Source organism: Pseudoalteromonas sp. US3C1013 (assembly GCF_048401115.1).
Classification (GTDB): domain Bacteria; phylum Pseudomonadota; class Gammaproteobacteria; order Enterobacterales; family Alteromonadaceae; genus Pseudoalteromonas; species Pseudoalteromonas undina.
In genome coordinates this window covers 758438-781282 of the sequence record NZ_CP183076.1, presented here as the reverse complement: position 1 = coordinate 781282, position 22845 = coordinate 758438, and the positions used below count along the sequence as shown (strand labels likewise).

Genomic DNA, 22845 nt, shown 5'->3' with positions numbered 1-22845 from the left:
TTTGTCGAAATTTCGGTTGGGGATAACTGCCAATGAAAATTTTAATATACACACTGGCGCTTATTAGCGCTTTTTTTGTTTCTTCGGCACCTGATATGAGTGATTTAAAACCTCCAAAAATGGAAGACAAAGATTTATTCCAATACTCATGTCGCATTAATAAAACCGATTGCCCGCGACTCGAAGCTCCACAAGGCTCCGATTCTCAGGCCTTAGAAGTTTTAGCAGATACTTTTTTATCTTCTTTATCTAGTGGTTTTGTCGAGGGTTGTGTTGCGAACAACATTGTTTCTACAGGTGGTAAAAATTATAATATAAATGCTGTTTGTACATTTGGTAATGAACAAGGCACTCCTCAAGAATGGACAGCTACCCAAAATAGCACAATATCAGTTTCTTTTATTGGTTCAAATTCAATACCTGTATGTCCTCCTAATTCTTATCCTAATTACAATATATTAGTAACATCTGATTCTGGACAAAAAATGTGTGCAAAAGAATTTATTCCAGAGCCAGAACCCTGTTCAGAATTTGGCAATAATTCATTTTTACCTAACAAATCAGGCGTTGGTCAAGCTGGTGAAAATGCTTGTTATACCAATCCAACTACAGGTCAGCAATGCCAATTCAAACAAGGTCACGATAATTTCATCGCTACTGGTAAATCATGTGATGGTGATGAAAATGACTACGGTGACAAACCAACACCAGAACCTACTCCTGATGGTGGTGACGACAATTGTTATAACTACGGTTCTCAAGGCCAAGTCCTCATTTGTGATGTTGATCCAAATGAGGGGTGCAACGCAATAGTTGTTAGCGGCCAACAACAATATCAATGCCCAGCTGGTTGCGGTTCTATGGATGGTGTTTATTTCTGTACATATGACGATAAAGACGGTGATGGTAAACCTGATGATAAAAACCAAAATGGTGTACCTGATAAAGATGAAACTTGCGAAAATGGTCGTTGTAAACCTAATACACCTGATAATGAAAACCCAAACCCAACTCCCGAAAATCCAGATATGACTTCTACAAATAACCGTCTAGATAATATATCAGGCGAGTTAAGTTTTATTGGTGGCAAAATTAACAAAACAAATCAAACACTAGACGGTATTAACTCAGGTATTCAGGGTATTAAGCAAGGTCAAGATAAATCAAATGGTTTACTTACTGGTGTAGAAAAAAATACAAAACTAACTGCTGATAACACTGATGTTATTGCGGGTAATACAAAAGGTATTTTAGATTCAATTTCTGAAACTGATATAGGCGATTCATTCAACCCTGAGGGCTCTTCTAGCTTTTACGAATCATCTTATGAAAACGGTTGGCAGGGAGTTTGGGACGAAAAAAGCGACTTAATCGGACAGACAGGTTTGTTTGTTTTTTTAAAACAATTTCGCCTTACCTCTGGCGGTTCTGCACCAGAAATGAATATTTGTTTTGATGTACTCGTTAATTTGGGCTGTAAAACTTTAGATCCAAATTGGGAGCGCTTAATGCCATTTTTAAGAATTTGTATATTTATAACTGCCGCTTTTGTTTGTCGAAGAATTATATTTGGAGGTTAATATGTTGGATTGGTTAGCAACAACGTGGAACGAATTTAAGCAGTTCCTTTGGAGTATCGTTTTATCTGTTCATGAAATTTACAAAGATTTATTTACGTGGATTTTTGAGCAGATATTAGACCTTTCACACTTAGCGTTGACTGGTATGGACTCATACTTTGATACCTTAGATATAACTTCTTACCTATCAGGTATCCCCTCTGGTTTGCAGTGGTTTATGTCTTCTATCGGTGTTCCTCAAGCACTTACTATGATTATGACCGCTGTAACTATTCGCATATTACTGCAACTTATACCATTCACTAGACTAGGGAGCTAATTATGATAAACGGAATACAAGGTAAACCAGGGGGAGGAAAAAGTTATGAAGCTGTTGTTACTCATATCATACCCACAGTCACAAAAGATAAACGCAAAGTAGTAACAAACTTACCCTTAAACGTTGATAAGTTTTGCGATGTATACGGTGAATATTGCAGAGACTTAATTGAAATAGTAGACGGTGAATTTCATAATTATGGCGGAGAGCGTCCATTTTCAAAGAAAGACCACTACTTACAATATGAAAATTGGCAAAACGAACAAGGCCAAAAAGTTTACTTTTTTATAGATGAGTGCCACTTGGCCATGCCCAGTACCGGCACAGAAAAAGAACTAACTGAGTTTTTTAGTATGCACCGTCATTATGGTTTTGACATTATGCTAATTACTCAGAACTTTAGGAAAGTAAATCGAGATATAAGGGATATGATACAAATGTCATATCGCTGTATAAAAAAATCACATATGGGTCAAGATGATAAATATATCTTAAAAGTTCATGATGGCGTAGGTACTACAAACTCATCAGTTTTTAGAACTGACGAACGGGTATATGAAAGCCGTTATTTTCCATTTTATACCAGCCATACTAAGAACAATAAATCTGTTCAGGAAGCCATAACCAAAGACATTAAAAAATGGTATAACCACTGGAGTATCTGGGGCGCAGTAATCACAGTTCCCTTAGGTATATTTATAATAATTGGCGCTCTTTCAGGAGGTGAAAGTCTTGAAGAAAAAGCAAAAAAAACAAAGGAACTACAGGCAGCTGTTACAACTTCTTCACCTGCTAACGCTCAAGAACCAGCGCCTAACACTCTTTCACACTCACAAATTCCAATAAACAAAAGCGCTACTGCTCCAAAAGAAGTGCCTAAACCTGAAGAACGTGAACCAGAAAAACAAAAGCACCCATTTTATAAAGTTGCGCTTCATATTGCTGGTTGGGGAGAATATACCGAACTAGGCAAGTTAACTAAAAACTATTATCTAAGCGCCAGCCAAAATGGACAGCACATATTTAATTTATCACTTAGGGACTTAATGCTTGCAGGCTACTCAGTAGTTGTTAGGTCTAGCTGTATGATTGAAATTAAATATAATTCTTATCATGATTTTTTAACATGCGATTCTCCAACAGTGGAAGTATTCGATGAAAGTAATGAATTGACAGAGTAGTGAGGAGGGACCCGCTCGCGGGAGGTGTCCTTGCTACACAGTCAATTCCATACATAACAACCCCGTCACTGGTGACACTATGACTAGAAATCAAAAGTACGAACAAAAGCAAAAAGGCAAAGGGTTAAAAAAAGTAACCCTTTGGATACCTGATAACTCAGAAATTGAGATAAAGCAGATGGTAGATTTTTTAATTGATAATCCAGACCATATACCTTTTATGGCTCGCAGTATTACAACTGGCCGTATGAAAAAGGCTGTTTAATACACCGATGGCTTTAGCCATGTAGACCGCACACAAATTTTAATTTAGCATTACCGTAAATCGGTCGTAACTAAGCGAAGCGCAACCCCTGCCCTTAGTTACTCGATACCGCGCTTGCGCCCCTGATAAACCTATTCGGAGTTAAATAATGATTAACCATTGTGATTTTTTTAAAAGGAGTAAAAATCACAATGTTTAAATCAGAATTTCATAAACAGTTTCTTTCTTTATTTGGCTATGATTATGCAAAAGGTGCCAAAGAACTGGGCGTAAGTGAAAGGCAAGTAAGGCGCTATGTGAAATCAGGTAAAGCCAGTCTCCCAGTGGAAAAACTAACAGCTATTATTTATCGAGGTTATTTACCTGCTACTGGAGCATGGGCAGACTGTAAAATTTCTGTAGATGATCATACAATGAGTACACCTTGGGGCGAAGTTAAACCCTCTGATGTTCAGCTCGTTCATCGTTATAAATGGTCTGCTAGAAAATCAGAGTCCATGTACAAAACCCTCAAGGAAAATCATAAAACACAGGATAATTATTTATCTGACTTACAAGACCAATTACTTAATATTATTGGTGAAATATCTGAAAGGACAGGAAGCTAAATGGAATTAAACTATTTAAAACTATACTTCTCACTTACTCTTGCTGGTTTAACAATTTGGGGAGTCGATGAAGCCGTTGATTTATATAAAATAAAACTTGTTGCTGATGCTGCAAGTTCAGCTATGAAGCAATCTAGGTTAGAGGCTAAAAGTGCAGCAATTAGAGCCCAAACTCAAGCTTTGAAAGAAAAAAACCGAAATCAAATTATCAGTAGGCAAAACGCCCAAAGAGAAGCAGTGATAAGGAATGCCCAGAGAACTAACAATGAAATTTGTTCATTCTGGAGAGGTGAATATAATTCTTCACGTACCGAAACCAACAAAGTCATGATGGATGGTGCATGTGAGAGAGCTTCAAATCCGCCAGATATGTCTACTAGAACTCTTAATCTTAAAGGTAACAACTAGGTCAAACTGTCACATTTGACAGCAAATCTAAACTACTAATAAAAAAGGGCTTTTCGCCCTTTTCTTATATATTACGTACCGTAATTTATGGGACTTAAGCTTTGCAATTATAATTTAATTATTACGTGTTACAATAAGACTGATTACTGAACTTTCAATTATAAGTCGATCAAACTAATTACTTAAATTTTTAATTACTTCTGAAATTTTAATTTTAGGAACTCTATGCATTCAAAAGATATTGTCGAAACTGCTGTTGAAGATTTATATAAAGAGCTATTAAAAAATGGCTCTGATAGTTCTTTTACAAAATCAGAAGTAAAGGACTTTTCATCCCAAGCTAGTCAAAACTTGTTAAAAGCAATTAATTTCTTTTTTGTTGGTGATTCTCTAGTTAACTTTAATTCTTCTCAGCTCTCTAACTTCAATAAAAAACATAAAGATATTTGGCAATTACAAATTGCTTTGCTTGAAAGGTATGTATCATTTACCTGTTGGTTGAGTGAAGTTAATGCTTCATCATTTAATCCAGACAAAAACTATGAAAACGAAATTGTTCTAACTACAGTCTTACTTAATCTTCACGCAAGAGCATGTTTAGTTTCAAAAGAAATCTTAGCCCTATTAAATAATGGCTTTGCTGACGCAGCGATTTCTAGGTGGAGAACTTTATACGAAGTATCTACTACATTAATGTTTATAAAAGATAATGGTGAAAAATGCGCAATTCAATTTTATGACCACAATATAGTTGATAAATTTAACTCTAGCAAAATCCTTTTAGAAATGAAAAATAAGTATCCAAATAGATTGGCTAATACCACTATAGACATGGATAACTTTAAAGAACTAGAGATAAGAGTTGACGAATTAAAACTTAAATATAGTAAAGACTTTGTTTCCGATTATGGTTGGGTAGTTGGGTTTATTGATTATAAAGGCCGGCCACCTGGGTTCAGAGCAATTGAAAAGTCTGTAGGTATTGACCAATTACAGCCATATGCAAAATTAGCTAATCAAAATTTACACTCTAGTTCACAAAGTATGTTCTATAGTTTATCAGCTAAGGGAAATGATCAATTTCTCAATATTGGTAATAATCATATAGGACTTGAAACACCAATAGATTGTACTGTTCTTATTTTGGAAATGATAAATAAAACTTTATTAAATCATTTTAAAGGAATCGATAATACGATTTCAATTGCTGTCTTATCTTATTATTTTAATAAAATAAGAGAATCTCTACAGGATTATAAATAATTAACCCTTACAAGGGCTCAACTCGTTGATAAAAAGTGCTTATCGCCCTTTTTCCAATTCTTATGTACCGTAAATTTAATAACTAATATGATAATAAATCATACCTAGTGTTATTTAATTTATTATCAAATACTTCAGCTAATTTCTCAGTTTCACTAAACACGGTGTTCCAATATTTAATACGCGTGTCTGCATCAAGATCAGTAAAGTCGTTTCTGTCTGGGATTTTCCCGTAAGGTAAGCCGGCTACAAATTCTTTTGATGGGGTGATCATCACTACATTGTCGTAATTTTGTGGTGACACTTTTCGTTTTAAATTTTTATCGAACCACCCTGCCTTTGGATCTGAATTAAAATGTGGATATAAAATTAAGCCAGGGTTATTAATTTTTAAATCAAAGTGGTAATCAATAATGCCGCCATCGCGGTAAATCCCTGGTGGCGAACCGGCAATATTTTTTATACCTTGCATTACAAGTGGTATAGAGCCCGATGCAAGTAAGGCATCTTTTAAATTTGTTTGTGTAAGTGCGATATTTTTGGTTTTAAAATTGTAGCTGTCAGTAATACTTAAATCACTATTGGGCGCGCCAAAAATAAAACGCTCATATTGCGAGCCTAATAATTTTCGATTAATTCTGTTAAGCATATAACTTTTTGATAAACCCAAAAGCTGTATTAATTTATGTTCGCTGGCAATAAACCCGTTAGATTTTGCGACTATAAAATGCGCTTTAAAAACAGGATTATTTATAATTTCAGTAACGCCATCATCACCAAATACATCATCTAATAATGCGCGGGCTTTTAGTGTAATTTCAGCGGGCGTTGGTTTATTACTAGAATATCGGGTTTGTGAATACGATTTTGCTAACCGCTTAATGGCTGCAACTGGATCGTTTTGTGCAAAACAGGCTGAACGAAAAGCCCCTGCAGATGAGCCAATTAAATTAAGCGGTTGGGTGCGATGTTTAAAAAATTCGCCAAATATATATTTGTCTAAACCAAATAAGGTAAACCATTTAGGGCCACCACTTGCCCCTAAAAACGAGGTAAAAATCTCGGGTTTAAAACCTTGTTCGTTTATTATTTTTGCTGCAGTTTTACCCGCATAAATGTCGATCATCTAAAAATACTACCTGTAGAGTCGCAGTTTAATGTTGTTAAAGCTAAACTTAAAAATGAATACTTATGCAATATAAAACTTTTAAACTTTAATCTTAATCCCAAATTCCGTCTTCACATTTGCCCTGCACTTTTACGTTTTTTACTTTAAACTCAGGCTCTATGCCTTTGTCTCTTTGTGCGTGGTAGTCGTTAGTAACAGACAAAATAGTCGGTGTGAGTAGTATAATAGCGATAACGTTTACCACTGTCATTAACCCTAGAGCAATATCAGCTAAATCCCATACTTGTTTTAAGGTAGCCGATGCGCCCCACAACATCATTGATAAATAAAGCAAAGTATAAATACCGCGCCCTACTTTGTTATCGAGCTTAAATAAGTGGAGGTTACTTTCGGCGTAGGCGTAGTTAGCAACCACCGAGGTAAAAGCAAATAAAGTAATGGCAGCGGCTACAAAATACACGCCGCCTTGCGCTAAGTGTGAGGTCATAGCGCTTTGTGTTAAGCGTATGCCTTCCATTTCACCGCTTATATCTACATCGGCCAATAAAATAATAACCGCGGTACAACTGCACAATACGATGGTATCGAAAAACACCCCTAACATTTGTATGTAGCCTTGTGTCGCTGGGTGGTTTGGCACTGGACTGGCACTAGCCGATGCGTGCGGTACACTTCCCGCGCCAGCCTCATTAGAATATAAACCGCGTTGTATACCATTTTTAATGGCTGCACCCATGGCGCCTGCACCAGCTTCTTGCAAGCCAAACGCTGATAAAAATATATCTTTAAGCATGGTAGGTACTTGGGTAAAGTTAATCAGTGTAATTACTACAGCAACAAGCACAAACACGATGCCCATAACAGGCACTACTCGCTCGGCGAATCGGGCAATGGCTTTAAAGCCCCCCAAAATAATAGAGCCTGCTAAAAGTGTGATCACAACACCTGAGTAAAAAGTGGGTATTTCAAATGCGTAATTTAGTGCATCGGTAATGGTGTTGGTTTGCATGGCGCTAAAGGTAAAGCCGTAACCTAAAAACAAACAGGCGGCAAACACAATAGCAAATGCACGACTGCCTAAGCCTTGTTGAATATAATACGCAGGGCCACCTCTGAATTCGCCATTGCTGTCGCGAATTTTATATACCTGGCCTAAAATACTTTCTGCAAATCCGGTTGCCATACCCAGTATAGCAATGACCCACATCCAAAATATGGCGCCGCTACCACCGAGTGATATTGCTACAGCCACTCCGGCTAAATTACCTGTGCCTACTCGAGCACACAGCCCAGTACAGAGCGCTTGAAATGATGAAATATCGTTTTTATTACACTTACTACTGCCTTTTAGCAGGCTAAACATGTGCTTAAATTTAACTAATTGAATTGCTTTTAAGCGTACTGAAAACCATATTCCGGTAAATAGGAGAATGTAAATAAGTACTTGCCCTTCGCCCCATAAAAGGCCATTGACACTTTTTACTACTGTTTCAAACATCACCCGTCCTTTATTTGTTATTTTTATATCCGCTTGCCTCTACATTTATATCTTTATGTGTTTAAAACAATAAATGCACCGCACGTCACGTGAATTTTATTTCAGTTATTGTGAATATAAAATCACACTCATACCTTATCGTTTTTTATAAAAAAATCAATAATATATTTGTAGCTTCAAACAACGCAGCACTAAGCCTTGCGTTAAAATTATACGGCCTCTTATATTTCCAAGATAAGAATAGTACGCTTTGTTAAATTTTGTGCAGGGTAAGTCGACTCACAGTGAGTTTATGAACTGAGATTGGTGGTTGAGTTATGATGCTAGACTGGTTTTATTATTAATATGATGCGTTACAGTGTGTGGTAATTACGCTAGCTTGAGTTGTTTTAGTTTGATCAGTATTTTTTATTAACCCATTAAAATTACAGGCTAAGTTTAACGCCAAAGCAATATACAGTAGGTGCATATTGCTTTGCATGCGGCTTGTTAATTAGCGCTATAAACGCCCTAGAGGCTTGCTTACATTGCGTATTGCGGCTCACTGAAACGGTTTAACTCTGTATGATAGTTTTTTAAATAATCACGACCCGCTTTCAAGCCTAATTTATGATCAAATCGGAGGTCATCATTAGAGCTGCCTAACAATTTGCTATGTAGCTTTTCGTTAGCAAAAATTTGAATAATTTCAGCATCATCTGGGGGATTAGCAATAAATTCAAGCTCGTCTAAGTACGCTTGTTCATGTTGTAACAAATAGTCGAGAGTTTTTGGGCAATATCCCGAAGCACTCGCAAGTGTTCTCAATTTTTGTACCCACGCTGATTCTGCTTGAAAATCGGTGTCTACCGTTCTTATTACTACAATTTTACGGGCGCCACGATTATACGCTTCGCGTACCGGTAAAGGCGCAGCTAATCCACCATCTAAGAAAAAATCAGGGTGAGATTGAGCATCAACTACAGGGCTTTCATTTGCAGAATCAGTACCTAACCAAGGAGTGAGTTGAACACCTTGTTTATACAAAAAAGGTAAAGCACTTGAGGCTTTTAATAGTTCTCGCCAGTGTTTACCATCGCCAGTAGGAGATAAATAATACGGTTTACGATCTCGTGCGTTGGTTGTAGTGATCAGCAGCTCTCTATCACCAAGGCTATTTTTTGCCGTTTTAAAATCTAATGCTCTATTAACCTCAGTGGTTTTTTCGAAATACCAGTCTAAGTCAACAATGTGTTTACCCATTAGGCCACGACCTAATTGAAAAAAACGTTTATGACGCGAAAGCCCTCTGATCAAGCGTTTAGCGTAGCCTTTTTGACGCGCTAAATAACTGGTTAAATTTTGCGAGCCCGCAGACGTGCCTATAAATAAGTCAAACGGGTCGTAGTTTTGCTCTAACCACGCGTCAAGTACACCGGCTGTAAATATCCCTCGCTGGCCTCCACCTTCAGCAATCAATGCAGTTTTAGGGTGCATAGGCTTATTGAATGTGTGTGGAGCAACATTTATTTGAGATTTCACGGTGTACCTCTTAGTTGTTAACTTAACAGATTATGACTTTATTTTAACGTGCTTGATTAAATCCTTAAAACAGATTAATTAAATCAGTTCGATTGAAAATATAAATCACTTATTTTTACTCAATCTGTAACTCAATTCTTTATTTCACTATTAGTTTAACAATGGTTGAGTGTACGCTTGCTTAATAAACAACTTAATTCTTTATTTCTATTAGGATTTGTAACGCTCGATGACGTTTTTCATCGTCATATAAATCGTTGGTGAATATAAGCTCATCGACCCCTAACTGATTCACGATCATTTCTAATTTGTGTTTAATACTTGCAGGCCCACCAGTAACACTTAATCCTAAAAAGCTCTCAACATGAGTACGCTCTTGTTCGCTCCACAAGCCTTCCATTGTTTCAACTGGGGGCTTTAACCACAACTCGTCGCCTCTAATTAATGATAGCACTCGCTGTTTTGAAGTGGTTGATAAGTATTGTGCTTCTTCATCTGTATCGGCAGCCACTAAAGGTAATGCCAACATTACATAAGGCTTAGCTAATACATTTGATGGTTTAAATTCTCGTTTATATAAGGCTATTGCATCATGTACAAAACGCGGTGCAAAGTGCCCCGCAAATACATAGGGTAATCCTTTTTGCGCTGCTAACTGGGCACTAAATAAACTTGAGCCTAAAAGCCAAATAGGCACATTAGTGTTTTCACCGGGTATTGCTCGTACACGCTTAGCTCCCTCGTATGGGCCTAATAGTGTTTGTAACTCGCTCACTTCATTAGGAAAGTTTTCAGCGCGGCTAATGTCGTTATTTAAGGCGCGACTGGTCACCGGATCGCTACCTGGGGCACGCCCTAGCCCTAAATCAATTCGACCAGGATACAAACTCTCTAAGGTGCCAAATTGCTCAGCCACAACTAAAGGCGCGTGATTAGGTAACATAATTCCACCCGACCCTACGCGTATTTTTTTAGTGTTGCCGGCTATGTGCCCTACTAAAATTGAAGTGGCGGCACAAACAATCCCAGGCATATTATGATGCTCGGCTAACCAAAAACGGTTAAAACCTAATTGGTCTGCTTTTTGTGCGTAGGCTGTACTTTTGTTTAAGGTGTCACTAACCGTGGCCCCTTTTTGCATAGGCGCCAGTTCTAGTAATGAAAAAGGGATAGTTGATAACAAAGTAGCATCTCCAAATTAAATAGCGATTTATGACGTGCTAGCCATAAACAATGAGTTTAAAATAAAAGATGGGTGTGTATTACAACTAATTCAAGCCAGCTTATCTTGAAAAGCTAAGGTGTTGCGATTGAGTGATACCAAGGTTAACTATTTTTAGCTGCAGCTTTTTGGCGGTTTAGTTTATATGCCTCTGAATCAAGGCCTTTTTTCCAATAACCCGATGAAACAATTTGACTGCGAGGTATAGCTAATTCATCAGTTAATACGGTTTTTGCTTTGCGTACTAATCCGGCCTCTAGTGCCATAAATACAATAGGTTGTTGCTCACTAAGCGGCACCGATTTTAATGCGTTTATCACATCTGTATCTGGTTTATGTGTTATTAACCAAGTTACATCTCGCGGCGACTCTAAGCTGATCACATCATCTTTTGTTGGTGCATGAATAACCGCGTCAATTTTTGCGTTTTTAGGCAGTTGTTGCACGTAGCCTTTAATTGCATTAACCGAAGTTAAATCGCCAAGTAGTATGTAATGTGAGTGTTCATAATTATCAAGCTTTTTAGGGCCTGGTCCTGCTATACCTACCTCATCGCCTACTTTTGCTTTTTTAGCCCAATTAGTTGCCGGACCTTGGTGCATATTAATTACAAAATCGAGGGTAAGTGCGCCGGTGTGCTCATCAATATGCCTTATAGTGTATGAACGCATACATGAAGTTTTAATATTATAATCAACGCGGCCATTTTGCGGAATAAGCACCTTTACGTAGTTACCAATATATTGAGCGTTCAAGTCGTTAAACTCATCGGAGCCAACAATAATGCGCTGTAAATGTGGGGTTATTTGCTCTGTGCTTAATACTGTTGCTTTGCGTACTTTTTTACCCATATAAATTTACCTCATTAAAAAAGATGAATTGCACAACGCCCCATTGGTTGATAAAATCAACTATATCAATTTAATTGACTTTGTCAACCATTATGGATTCCCTATGCATATCTCATTAGCCAATACATTATTTGCTTTAATGCAAAATTATCGCGTTACCATACGCGAAGCTATTAATGCGGGCGAGCTTGGCTTAAACGCAATGCACGTACGTTGCCTGCATATTATTGCAACAACAACTCAGTGCACTGCTAACGATATTGTTAATCAGACCCAGCGCGACAAGGCCCAAATAGCACGCTTAGTGAAAGAGCTAATCGCATTAAAGTTAATTAACAAAGATGCCAGTGAGCACGACAAGCGCTGTTTTATTTTGTCATTTACCTCTGAAGGTCGCTCGCTTTATGACAAGCTATTAGCCGCCGAGCAGCAAGTAAATGCGCAAATGTGTAAAAACTTAAACCCACAGCAAATCAATGACTTTTTACATACTGCCCAACAAATGATCAAAAACATGGATTGATCTGCCATTCATTACTTGGCATAACGAATATAAAACGCATATACTGTACACTTATACAGTGTGTGCGTTTTAGGTTGTGTTATGTTTGTTATTCCCATTTATATAGAGGCCGGTGTTTGCGGGTTTGAATCGCCTGCAGCACAGTATAGTGAGTTAGGGATATCACTCGATGAGCTATTAATAAAACACCCAGATGCTACGTTTATTGGCGTTGCCTCAGGGTGCTCTATGCAAGAAATTGGTATTTTTGAGGGCGACTTACTGTTAGTTGACCGTGCAGAGATTCCTAAAGATGGCGATGTTATTGTGGCGAACTTAAATGGTTTATTTGTATGTAAGTTGCTAGATAAAACCAATGCGCGGCTGCTCTCGGCTTCTGCTGCTTATAAACCCGTGCAATTAACCGAATCTGATGAATTTCAGCTTGAAGGCGTGGTAACTCGCTCAATTAGGTTACATCGGCAAAGCCCTGAGATACTTTCATGTATGCCTTAGTTGATGCGGTTGCTTTTTATGCCAGTGCTGAAAAGGTATTTGACCCCGCAATTCGTTCAAAACCAGTAGTGGTGCTTACCAATAACGATGGCTGCGTATGTGCGGTATGCCCTATTGCCCGTAAGCTTAATATTCCTAAATTTGGCCCCTATTTTAAAGTAAAGCAATTACTAGCAAAACATCAGGTGGTGGTGCGCTCATCTAACTACGAACTATACGCTAATTTAAGCGATAGAATGATGAACGTTATTGCTCGCTTTTGTGATACCCAGCATATTTACAGTATTGACGAATCGTTTTTGCACTTTAAAGGCTATCAGCCATTAATTACTGATTGGCACCACTACGGACAGCTAATTAGACGTACAGTATGGCGCGAAACCAAACTCCCTGTTGGGGTTGGCTTTGGGCCAACACCGACCTTAGCCAAAGCCGCGAATCATGCTGCTAAAAAACTAGCTGGCTTTAATGGGGTTGCCGTGATTGATGATGAAGCAAGCCGACAAGCTATTTTACAGCAAATGCACTGCCAGGATGTATGGGGAGTGGGCAAACGTATAGCTAAAAAGCTGGCGCTAATGAATATTAATACCGCATGGCAGCTGGCTGAGCAAAGTCCAAAAACAATTCGTCGCCAATTTAGCGTAGTGCTTGAGCGTACAATTAAGGAGCTCAATGGCATTACCTGTTTAAACTGGGACGATGTGCGCCAAGACAAACAAGCTATTTTTTCAACGCGTAGTTTTGGCCAGCGCCTTAGCGATCCTGATGCAGTGAGAACCGCATTAATAAATCATGCCAGTGTAGTTGCACAAAAATTAAGAGCGCAACAGTCGCTAACTCATCGTATTTATATTTTTGCTGCCAGCTCGTCACATGAGCAGGCCTTTTATAAAAAGTCAGCTATGCATCAATTTGATCCGCCCACTAACGATACCCGTGTTATAGCAAGTGCAGTATCAAAGAGTTTTGAGCAGATATATCAGCCGGGTATTCGTTTTTATAAATGCGGAGTGGGTGCATTAGAGCTTAGCCCACAGCAGTTTCAACAACATACTTTATTTGAGAAACAAACCGATAACCCGCAGTTAATGGGCTGCCTAGATGCGATAAATCATCGCTTTGGGAAAGGAATGCTTAGCGTAGCAAGCAGCCAACTAAATGAACGCTGGCATATGAATAGAGCTTTTTTATCGCCGCAATACACAACACGTTGGCGCGATATTCCTAAAATACAGTGTTAGTCAGCAACTTTAATAAATTCGCATTCTACACTTGGGTTATCTAAGGTGTATTTAAGGGTGTTATCGGTTAAAAAAGTAATAGTTTGTTTAATGGTTCTTTCGTGAATTGGATTATCACATCGGCTCATACGTAAACCATTTTCGAGGCCATTAGTTTTGTATTTAAGTGAGCTGGTAATAAAACAATAATTAGGCTTTTGAATAGTACGAGTGCCATTATGTAATGAGTTAAACAAAATCTCTTTACCTAAGCTAAAACCTTGCTCAGGATCTTCAGGGTTATTAAATTGCAATCGACTATTAGTGCACAAACCCGAGTTACTTGAGGTAACTTCGTAATTACCTAGCTTAGTTTTTAATAGTGGAATAAAGCGAGTTTTATTACTTGGGCCTGCCACTGCATAACAGCTAAAAAGGCTTATGGTAAGTAAAACCAGTGTGAAACATTTCATTATAAGCTCTATCCTCGTGTATCAACCATGATCAAGCAATGTGACTATGCCTTAGCTATTTCTAACTATAACAGAGATTTACTATAAAAGATGCGAAGTCGTTAGGTTATGAACTGCCGCGCAAAAACTAAATTAAAATACGTAGCTAACAACAAATACGATTAATCTAGGTGTAAGCTTTATTATCTAAAGGAGGAAGTAAAATGCATTACCTGTGATTAAGTAATGCATTAATAACAAGCTGAGTTACTGCCAATACTTAGCAAATAATTGCGGGTAATTTTGTTTTAAAAACTTAGGTTTGTCTTTAAAGCGCTTACCTTTAGGTTGGTCAAGCCCTGATGGGATAAAGGGTAACTCATCGTCGTTACGTTCTTCATATAACAAACCTGCAATTAGGTCATACTCATCTAAATACGGATAAGGTTGCTCGTTTAAAAAATAAAGCGGCGTGCACTGAGCGAGGCTATCTGGGTTTTCTAGTGCAGCTTTAAATGCGGCTTCACCACGAGAAATTAACCAACAACGAAATTCTGAAAAACCATATTCATCATTACAGCCCGCCATAACAAACGCGGCACCAAATAAATCCCAGGTATAACTTTGACGCATACAAATACTAAACTGCTTATCAAATTCAATTAATTGCTCATCTGATAAGTCACTCAGTGCCGACTTAAGCGATTGGCACACTGAGTCAGGCTCTGCGGTTTTATCTTCCACTGTAACCAGTCGCCAAAAATCAGTTAAGGTTAACTCACTCATGCAATGATCTCTTTTACCCGACCCACTTGGCCGTCTTCTAATTGTACTTTTATTCCGTGCGGGTGATTAGGTGACTTGGTCAATAAACGCGACACAATACCATTGGTTAAAGTACCACTGCGTTGATCTTGTTTAAGCACAATATTAACCTCTGTGCCTGGCGTTATTTGCGAGCGTGTTGGAACGGCCATATTTAATCTCTATTACAATTTTTTTGCGATTATAGCCTGCTTAATAGAATCTCTCCATATTAAAGCTTTTACTAAGACCATAAATGCCAAATACAGCTTAAAATGAGGGATAATTAAACAAAAACACAGTACCGATTTTTACTGCTTAAGAAATGAAATAGCATTGTTTTTTATATGAATATTTAAACTAGCTAATGCATTACAAATAAGCTGCACAATGTAATCTAGCTGGTTATTTTGTTTAGCCTGCTCTAGTGCAATATCATCAATAAAATAACAACTTACAGTAAACTTAGAAGGTAAATTGTTTAAATCTGCCGAGTGAGTAAGAAAGCTAAAGCCCTCAACGTTATCTTTTATTTGCTCGCAAGCAATTGTTAATTGTTGACGAATACGTTTATCTAGCTGCTTTTGGGTTTTGGTCATGGTTTATTACTGCTCGGCAATTTGTTGTTTTTTAAATTCTTTGTAGCTGTCTTGTTGTTGTTTAACACATTCATGGTATTCCTTGTCGGCCATATGGCTGCACTCACCTAATCGGGCTGATTGAATTTCATGATAGCGGCTATCGCTGCTACACCCTGCTAGCACTACGATTACAGATAACGAAAGTAGATACTTTAAGTTATTATTTAACATTCAAAATTCCTTATATTTTCACCGGAAAACTACTAATTTTCGTTACTTTTGCTGTATATTGCACTGGTTTTATATTTATAACCGTTAAGGGCACGTTATGATGTTGTCGCAGTTACAAGAGCTGTTCCAGCGTATCGATAAAAGTAAATTATTTCAATCATTTGTTATTGCAGTTATTGTGGTTTCTGCACTGACCGTGGGTGCGCATACCTATTCATTACACCCTACTGCTGAGCTATTTCTACATTGGATGGATATAGGCATTACGGTGTTTTTCTTGATCGAATTGGTTATTCGTTATATTGCCAGTAAAGGGATCAAAGACTTTTTCTCCAAAGGCTGGAACATATTTGACTTCATTATAGTGATAGGTAGTTTATACCCTGCGGCAGGCTCGACTATTTTTATTGCTCGACTACTACGCATTTTCCGCGTACTACGTTTAGTGTCTATGATCCCAGAGCTGCGCTTATTAGTGAACTCACTAATAAAAGCCATCCCGCAAATGGGCTATATCGCGCTGCTAATGTTTGTGATTTTTTATATTTATGCTGCCACAGGTAGCATGTTGTTTGCTGAAATAAACCCAGTACTGTGGGGCGATGTCTCTATTTCTATGCTTACCTTATTTAGAATCGCCACCTTCGAAGATTGGACCGATTATATACCTTTGTCTTTTCTTATGCTTTTTGTTGACAACTGGCTTTTCTTTGGTCTACATTTTTTATGTCAACAAAAAAACAGGTTGTATAAATTAATTGCTAGTAGAGAGGTAGACAGTGAGAGTCGTCCAAGTAAAAGGGATAAAATATGCGGGGGGTGGGATCAACTTAAGTACAGTTGTTGATGATGAAGATATTCCGTTATTAGCACCTTCCTTATTTCTTCTTCATGTCGCCAGAAACGGTAGAATCTCCGATAACAGAACCACAACGAAATCCTATGCACAAGTCTTAAAAGACTTCTTTGAAGTGTTAAAAGCTTCAGATGATCTGAGCTATTCAGATGTGACGGACGCCCATATGACCGCCTATTTCAATGCTTATCGCGGGCAAAAAAGAGGCAATAAAAAAAGTACGATAGAATATCATGCCACAGTTTTAAACAATTTCTACGCTTACATGAAAAAGATAGGTATATCGGATGCAATTGATTATTTGTCTTTTACTTACGATGACAGTGAAGCACAGAGAAACGTTAAAGATCTTCTAATGGGAGAAATACTCACTATCTACATGGATGAAAAGGAGTTTAAAGATAAAGTATTAGCACAAGTTAAAGTTCAGAATCCATTCATAAGAGAGCGTGACGAATTAGCACTGAAACTTGGTTATTATGCTGGATTTAGAACCCATGAATTGGTTTCGTACAACAATTTGTACGCCCCTTCCTTAAGACGTCAGTTCCCAGAAAAGGATAAGGACGAAATAAGAGCAGATGAACTAGAAATCATAGGTAAAGGCAATAAGTTGCGAACAGTTCACATATCGCCTGAACTTGTATCTGGGATCAATAAATTCTTATGGGGTAGAGGTAAGAGCCTCAAAGGGAGTTTGATGGCAAAGGCTAATGGAGAACCGCTTACGGATTTAAATTATGGCAGCAGATTGTTTACACGCATAAAGACTGCTAATTTGGCTGAATTAAATAGCGACAAGAATAACTGGAAAGCGAGAGTTTACCACTCTCTGAGAAAGTGCTACGCAACCAATAGCGTTAGCTTTTGTTATGATGAAAATAAAGATCCTATGGTGTTTATCCCTCAGTGGCTAGGCCATAACGATGAAGAAACAACAAAAGTCTACATATTCTATGATGCAGTAATATCTAATCGCATCGACGTGATGAACACGCTGTCACTAAACAAATCAGAATATGCTCAAAAATATAAGAGCAAATCCTAATGAAGCTAGTCATAGACAATAACGAAAAAAACGAAAAACATGTAATTTTAGTTGGCGGCAAAGTTAAATGGGTATTGCCGGATGACATGCATGGTCAAAATTTTTTATTGCTTTATATAGATTACACGAAACGTAAGAGTTTTCGTGAGCTATCTCATGACTTTAAGCTAAATAGAGGAAGAGAATTAGTAACTTTTCTTGACTACACGGTTGTATTAATAAGGAAGTATGGCGGTGTGCCATCTGATATATTCTCCCGATATACCTATCATATTAAAAGCACGACCAATAAAACTGGTAATACGTTAAACAGCACTGTTACTGCCATGATTTACATTTTAAAATTATATGGTGGTCAAAAGGAAAAAGTGTATGACTGTGAATACTGGATTCCAGAATTTTATGTAATGATCACTAAAGCTCCAACCTTTACGTGGGAAGAACCCAACCCAAAGCAATCTTTATCAACTAAGTATGATCTAGGGTTTACTAGCACAGAAATGGTTGAATCCTTATTGCTGCTATGTTGCTACATCATCAATACGTTTGATGAGAAGCGTAAGTTGTTGTTGCAAAACAGCAGTCTAGAAAAAGCGGTTTTGGAATCGTTTCAAATAAGTTCAAACAACTATCCGACATACGCCCTAATACCCGATCTGAATCACCCAAAATATAACGTGTCAAGAAGGCTTTATGGAGAACTCGCGAGGGCAATTATTGCTACTGATGATAACTGGCTAATCGAAAGGTTTATGCATGACAATCCCTACCCAGATGAATTTTTACCAGATGAATCTGATATCAAGATTAGACGTAAGGAATGGCTAAAGCGATGGGTCAACAAACGTACAGGGCATATTAAAACCCTGGTTACGATAAATAAAAAGAAGTATAGGATTCAAACCATGAAAACCTATTGCATGAACGACTTACACGGATTGAGCCATGAAGTTGTTTTTGCCATGCAATGTATCTTAGCGTGCCATAGAATTCAAAGTTCCGGCGTAGATAAAATGAACCTCAATGATGTTATTTCAAACAATAAGGGCGTGCAATTTAAATATTTTAAAGGTCGAGGCAAAAAGAAATATGCTACGCCAGTATTAAACAAGGGCACCCTGCCCCACAAAACTGTTCAGATATTTTTAGAACACTTCAAACAGCAACACTCAGGCGTCAATCCGAAGCTTATTCAATACCATAAGTTGCGTGGCAAAACCAATGGTAAAGGCCAGATTGGGGCAAAGAAAGAGGGACGTTTAGATCATTTTTTTATTGATTTGCTCGATGAAAATACCGAAGTGCATAAACACATGAAAGCCGAGCTTAAGGAGGAGTCTGCACCAATTCTAGCTTTTCTTAAAAAGATCTTAGCAAATAATTTGATAGCTATGAAAAATTCTCCTTCTTATGGTGGCGACAAGAAAATGCCCCATGTTTCTTTAAATATTGATTTAATCGCAAGAACACGCATCGAAATCGAAGATGGGAAAAGTGGTGCCGCTGAGCCAAAAGAAAACTCAGAATATGACAAACCCACCTTTGAAGAAAAGGCCGAGAAAGAGGTTGGTGCTATGCTGACAGCACACAGTCTCGAAACTAAACAAAGTACATATGAAAATCGTTCACGCAGCCCAGAAAAAATCAAATCAATGCGTCGTTTTGCGGCACAAGTAGGTGATGCGATGGAGCAAGATGCGCGCGCTGTTGAAGAGCTATTTAATAAAACTAAAGTGCTAAATCTGAAGGCCGTTGCGAAGTTACTCGGTATTGAAGATACAATTAAAGAACAAAAGGATTTGTATGGCATCATAAACCAGGAATTAGGTGACGTAATAGGCGATATTGGAGACGTTGACATTGATGGTAAACGTATCGTAATTCAAACACCTTTAACAGCGGCGCTTATTTTGTCAAAAATTAAACATATTGAAAATGAAATACCAAGATTAAAGCTAGATAGCGAAAAGAAAACATTAAAAGCTCAATTGCACCGAGCATACCTCGACATGCTATTAGCAGAGTTCTCTAGCTCGATAATCAAGGAAGGTGAACTAATGTCTAAAAAGTATGATTTTCCTTTTTCATCAATGGTATAGGATAGAAAATGTTTAATACAAATGTAAAAAAAACTCTTGTCCCTGATACTCCTTTATTAAACGACCAGTCACAAGATGTATTTTATTTATTTTCTTATCCGAAAAATCCAAGTGAAGAAAGTAAAGTTCATGAAATTGATTTTACCGATGCACGACATAAGGTATCAAAAGAGGACTTCGGTCTTCTGAAAGCTTTGTGGATTGAAATGTCCGGTGGAGTTGACCCTGTAACACGGGAAATCACAGGAAAACTAAATACAATCAGGGCATATGCTTCTAATTTGATGAGGCTCTTTGTATGGAAAGAGTCTCATTACCCTGATACACCATTGAGGCAATGGACTGAATCACACTGTCGAGAATTTATCGTTGATGTTTTGTTCAATCGTATTGCTTTTCACACCGAAGGTAGCACGGCAGAAAAAAACAATGCTACTAAAGAAATTGTGGGTAGAGGCCCTGTTGAAAGTGCATGTGAAATTTTGAGGAAATCTCAACGACTTTATGCTCTGGGTTTAGTTCATGATGGGTTGGCCTCTTCATTACCTGCTAGCTTCATTCAGGACACTGTTGAAGAGCATCTAGTAGCTAATGGAATTAGCTTTTCAAAATGGATAGACGGTGAAGGTTGGAGTTCAATTCCATTCGCGGCACATATGTTTAATTTGGCGCACGCGATTAACGTTATAGAAAGTGATGACTGTCGTATTTTGAGAGCATTTTTCAAACATCAGCAAAGCGAGTTATGTGTTTCTCACAACACCATGTTTTTTTCAGGTAGATATGACAAACCCAGCTCTTATGATGATTATTGTGCATCGCCAGATGTTACATCTTCTATTGGTGAAAAGAGAAAGACAAAGAGAAAGCGAAAGAAAGAATTTATTCTTAAATACAGCACTTTAAAACGAGCACTTGAAGAAGCGGCTGGTAAGCCTGTCAACAAATTTCCGTATACTTGGGAGGAGATCAAAAAAATATATCGTAAAGTCTTTAATGCTTGTTTAACGATAATTGTGGCACTGACAGGAGCAAGAATAAGCGAGATGAAAAACTTTTTTGCAGACGATTATCAGCAGGAAAGTGATGGTGTCTGGACATTTAAGAGCGATATAGTTAAAACCAATCATGGTGTTCCTGCTTTAAGGAGTATGGGGGGATTAGTCGCTAAGGCAGCAGATGTAATGTGTGATATGTCCTACATCCCTAAACGTAATCGCCCTGACGGGAAGCGCTTTCCTATTTTTTCGATGACACATCAACCTAAATTCTCAAATGGCACTAACGCAAGTGTTGCAAGTGGAAACACCTTAAGAACTAGCCTTCAAGATAATTATGACGATGCAATTGATAAATTTGGTGAGGAGTTAGCTGAACTTTGTGAAAAAGTTCACCCCCATATGTTTCGCCATACGTTCGCTGAATTTGCGATTCGTCGCTTTGATGGCCGTGTTTTTGAGGCGATAAGGCAGCACTTTAAGCATACATATCAGAGTAAATTCACAAAAGAATATGTTGGTGGAAAAGATAGGGAGTCGATAAAGAAAGGTGCTGAGCAACGCTACATCAGAGAACTGATAGAGAGAATGGCTTTGGATGTTAATGATTCATTTTCAGGAAGCTTGGCTTTGGCTATTCAGAGAAAGGTCAAAGATTGTATGGTAATTGAACCATCTGAAGTGGAGGCAGTTTTGACAGAGTTTGAAGAAAAAATTGTGGATATTACCGTTCATGAATATGGCATGTGCATGGTGTACACTGAAACTCAGTCTTTATCAAAATGCTTAGAGAAGGAAACTGGCTTACCGCAAATTGAAAATGGTTGTTTCGAGCTTTGCTCAGGGTGTGTTCATTATGTTAGCAGTGCTAATAGTCACAGAGAAGAGATCATTCGTATTGTTTTATCACATAAAGACTTTCTTGAAAAATTTCCTTTTAAAACTAAAGCACACAAGCTGAGTGAAGCAGCGGTCAGAAATGGCGAAAAGATCTTAAAGCAAATGAGGCGAACATGATTAATCTAAATGACTTTTCTATCGAAAATGAAGATGACCCCCAATTAGATACTGAGCTTCCTGACTACCCTGGTGATACCTCCTGGATGAACGAGCTGACGGCTAAACAAAGTGCGGTAGTCAAGAAAGTTACAGCTAGGTTTATTGAGGCTAGAGATACAATCATGGCCTCTGAAAAACCAAAGAGTTTGAAGATACGTGAACGAACAATTATAGCTGCCAAACTTGCTGAAATGGCAGTGGTTGATAAGTCAAATATCAGAAAAGATAGAATGGATATTATGCCCTTCAAAAAATATCTTGAACACTACAATGATACGCTGAACGCTATCTGGCAACAACGTTGCAATACTTGCAATTCAGGACGACGGTTATCAAGAAAGGAGCTTGAAGTTAAAAAAGGTGAATTGGAACTGAAGTATGAGCAAGAGTTAAACAAGAACTTAGTTGAATATTTTCAAGCTGCTTTGCATTCGGAGGTGGCTCAAAATCAGATTGAGACAGCGCAAAAGCTTAGAGAGCTGAAGATCGATTATGAAAAAGCTCAACAAACAATAGCTAATTTACGCTCTCAACTGCGAGAAATGACTATGCAGGTAAACAGAAAAAATTAAGGATTAGTTAGTTTATGCGTCGAGGTTAAAGGAGAATTAATCTCAAAAGTTCATTTTTT

The 22845-nt window shown here is 37.9% G+C and carries 25 protein-coding genes; 15 read left to right on the top strand and 10 right to left on the bottom strand.

Features of this window, described 5'->3' with window-relative positions:
• Positions 1–32: 32 nt before the first annotated feature.
• The 7 genes from ACNSN2_RS18840 (at position 33) to ACNSN2_RS18810 (ending at position 5624) form a co-directional block, all read left to right on the top strand.
• Positions 33–1580 (top strand): hypothetical protein, encoded by a 1548-nt coding sequence (locus ACNSN2_RS18840; protein ID WP_418609228.1) that lies wholly within the window; start codon positions 33–35, stop codon positions 1578–1580.
• 1 nt (position 1581) lies between these two features.
• Positions 1582–1899, top strand: a complete 318-nt coding sequence (locus ACNSN2_RS18835; RefSeq protein ID WP_138596316.1) for a DUF2523 family protein — start codon at positions 1582–1584, stop codon at positions 1897–1899.
• A 2-nt stretch (positions 1900–1901) separates the two neighbouring features.
• Positions 1902–3080 carry a zonular occludens toxin domain-containing protein gene (locus ACNSN2_RS18830; protein ID WP_418609230.1) on the top strand — a complete coding sequence of 393 codons (1179 nt, stop codon included), beginning with the start codon at positions 1902–1904 and terminating at the stop codon, positions 3078–3080.
• 79 nt (positions 3081–3159) lie between these two features.
• Positions 3160–3345, top strand: a complete 186-nt coding sequence (locus tag ACNSN2_RS18825) for a hypothetical protein (RefSeq protein WP_418609231.1) — start codon at positions 3160–3162, stop codon at positions 3343–3345.
• Positions 3346–3536: 191 nt separating this feature from the next.
• The gene (locus ACNSN2_RS18820) at positions 3537–3953 is read left to right on the top strand and encodes a hypothetical protein (RefSeq protein ID WP_055012696.1); all 417 of its coding nucleotides are present in this window, start codon (positions 3537–3539) and stop codon (positions 3951–3953) included.
• Positions 3954–4361, top strand: coding sequence for a hypothetical protein (locus tag ACNSN2_RS18815; protein WP_418609233.1), 408 nt, complete (start codon positions 3954–3956; stop codon positions 4359–4361).
• A gap of 225 nt (positions 4362–4586) precedes the next feature.
• Positions 4587–5624: a DUF5677 domain-containing protein gene (locus ACNSN2_RS18810; RefSeq protein WP_418609234.1), complete on the top strand. Its 1038-nt coding sequence runs from the start codon at positions 4587–4589 to the stop codon at positions 5622–5624.
• A gap of 82 nt (positions 5625–5706) precedes the next feature.
• On the opposite strand, the gene ACNSN2_RS18805 is transcribed toward ACNSN2_RS18810, so the two are convergent.
• From ACNSN2_RS18805 to ACNSN2_RS18785, 5 genes are all read right to left on the bottom strand, one after another.
• Entirely contained in the window at positions 5707–6750 is a 1044-nt protein-coding gene (locus tag ACNSN2_RS18805; protein WP_418609236.1) for a patatin-like phospholipase family protein, read from the bottom strand.
• A gap of 94 nt (positions 6751–6844) precedes the next feature.
• Positions 6845–8251, bottom strand: a complete 1407-nt coding sequence (locus tag ACNSN2_RS18800; RefSeq protein ID WP_418609238.1) for an alanine/glycine:cation symporter family protein — start codon at positions 8249–8251, stop codon at positions 6845–6847.
• 522 nt (positions 8252–8773) lie between these two features.
• The gene (locus ACNSN2_RS18795) at positions 8774–9727 is read right to left on the bottom strand and encodes a patatin-like phospholipase family protein (RefSeq protein WP_418609835.1); all 954 of its coding nucleotides are present in this window, start codon (positions 9725–9727) and stop codon (positions 8774–8776) included.
• A gap of 238 nt (positions 9728–9965) precedes the next feature.
• On the bottom strand, positions 9966–10955 hold the full coding sequence (locus ACNSN2_RS18790) for an LLM class flavin-dependent oxidoreductase (protein ID WP_248526989.1): 990 nt from the start codon (positions 10953–10955) through the stop codon (positions 9966–9968).
• 143 nt (positions 10956–11098) lie between these two features.
• On the bottom strand, positions 11099–11845 hold the full coding sequence (locus ACNSN2_RS18785; RefSeq protein WP_418609240.1) for a siderophore-interacting protein: 747 nt from the start codon (positions 11843–11845) through the stop codon (positions 11099–11101).
• 103 nt (positions 11846–11948) lie between these two features.
• Here ACNSN2_RS18785 and ACNSN2_RS18780 point away from each other — a divergent pair, with 103 nt between their 5' ends.
• The 3 genes from ACNSN2_RS18780 (at position 11949) to ACNSN2_RS18770 (ending at position 14107) form a co-directional block, all read left to right on the top strand.
• Complete coding sequence (locus tag ACNSN2_RS18780; RefSeq protein WP_418609242.1) at positions 11949–12368, top strand: MarR family winged helix-turn-helix transcriptional regulator; 420 nt, start codon at positions 11949–11951, stop codon at positions 12366–12368.
• Positions 12369–12449: 81 nt separating this feature from the next.
• The gene (gene umuD, locus ACNSN2_RS18775; protein ID WP_010388819.1) at positions 12450–12863 is read left to right on the top strand and encodes a translesion error-prone DNA polymerase V autoproteolytic subunit; all 414 of its coding nucleotides are present in this window, start codon (positions 12450–12452) and stop codon (positions 12861–12863) included.
• Complete coding sequence (locus tag ACNSN2_RS18770; RefSeq protein WP_075170161.1) at positions 12851–14107, top strand: Y-family DNA polymerase; 1257 nt, start codon at positions 12851–12853, stop codon at positions 14105–14107. Before umuD ends, ACNSN2_RS18770 begins: the two co-directional genes overlap by 13 nt.
• Here ACNSN2_RS18770 and ACNSN2_RS18765 read toward each other — a convergent pair.
• From ACNSN2_RS18765 to ACNSN2_RS18745, 5 genes are all read right to left on the bottom strand, one after another.
• On the bottom strand, positions 14104–14559 hold the full coding sequence (locus ACNSN2_RS18765) for a hypothetical protein (protein ID WP_010388821.1): 456 nt from the start codon (positions 14557–14559) through the stop codon (positions 14104–14106). The genes ACNSN2_RS18770 and ACNSN2_RS18765 overlap by 4 nt on opposite strands.
• A gap of 246 nt (positions 14560–14805) precedes the next feature.
• Positions 14806–15324: a DUF4240 domain-containing protein gene (locus tag ACNSN2_RS18760; protein WP_054201571.1), complete on the bottom strand. Its 519-nt coding sequence runs from the start codon at positions 15322–15324 to the stop codon at positions 14806–14808.
• Positions 15321–15515, bottom strand: coding sequence for a YwbE family protein (locus tag ACNSN2_RS18755; RefSeq protein WP_008468098.1), 195 nt, complete (start codon positions 15513–15515; stop codon positions 15321–15323). The genes ACNSN2_RS18760 and ACNSN2_RS18755 overlap by 4 nt, the downstream gene beginning before the upstream one ends.
• Positions 15516–15653: 138 nt before the next feature.
• Complete coding sequence (locus tag ACNSN2_RS18750; RefSeq protein ID WP_055012068.1) at positions 15654–15941, bottom strand: hypothetical protein; 288 nt, start codon at positions 15939–15941, stop codon at positions 15654–15656.
• A gap of 6 nt (positions 15942–15947) precedes the next feature.
• Positions 15948–16154, bottom strand: coding sequence for a hypothetical protein (locus tag ACNSN2_RS18745; protein ID WP_010388825.1), 207 nt, complete (start codon positions 16152–16154; stop codon positions 15948–15950).
• Between the two features lie 100 nt (positions 16155–16254).
• Between ACNSN2_RS18745 and ACNSN2_RS18740 the strand changes: the two genes are divergently transcribed.
• Genes ACNSN2_RS18740 through ACNSN2_RS18720 form a run of 5 tightly spaced genes read left to right on the top strand, consistent with a single transcriptional unit; the run spans position 16255 to position 22786 of the window.
• Complete coding sequence (locus tag ACNSN2_RS18740) at positions 16255–17001, top strand: ion transporter (RefSeq protein WP_418609837.1); 747 nt, start codon at positions 16255–16257, stop codon at positions 16999–17001.
• Positions 16934–18058, top strand: a complete 1125-nt coding sequence (locus ACNSN2_RS18735) for a tyrosine-type recombinase/integrase (RefSeq protein ID WP_418609246.1) — start codon at positions 16934–16936, stop codon at positions 18056–18058. The genes ACNSN2_RS18740 and ACNSN2_RS18735 overlap by 68 nt, the downstream gene beginning before the upstream one ends.
• Positions 18058–20157: a hypothetical protein gene (locus ACNSN2_RS18730; protein ID WP_418609247.1), complete on the top strand. Its 2100-nt coding sequence runs from the start codon at positions 18058–18060 to the stop codon at positions 20155–20157. Before ACNSN2_RS18735 ends, ACNSN2_RS18730 begins: the two co-directional genes overlap by 1 nt.
• An 8-nt stretch (positions 20158–20165) precedes the next feature.
• Positions 20166–22172, top strand: coding sequence for a site-specific integrase (locus tag ACNSN2_RS18725; protein WP_418609249.1), 2007 nt, complete (start codon positions 20166–20168; stop codon positions 22170–22172).
• Positions 22169–22786, top strand: coding sequence for a hypothetical protein (locus tag ACNSN2_RS18720; protein WP_418609251.1), 618 nt, complete (start codon positions 22169–22171; stop codon positions 22784–22786). Before ACNSN2_RS18725 ends, ACNSN2_RS18720 begins: the two co-directional genes overlap by 4 nt.
• Positions 22787–22845 lie beyond the last annotated feature (59 nt).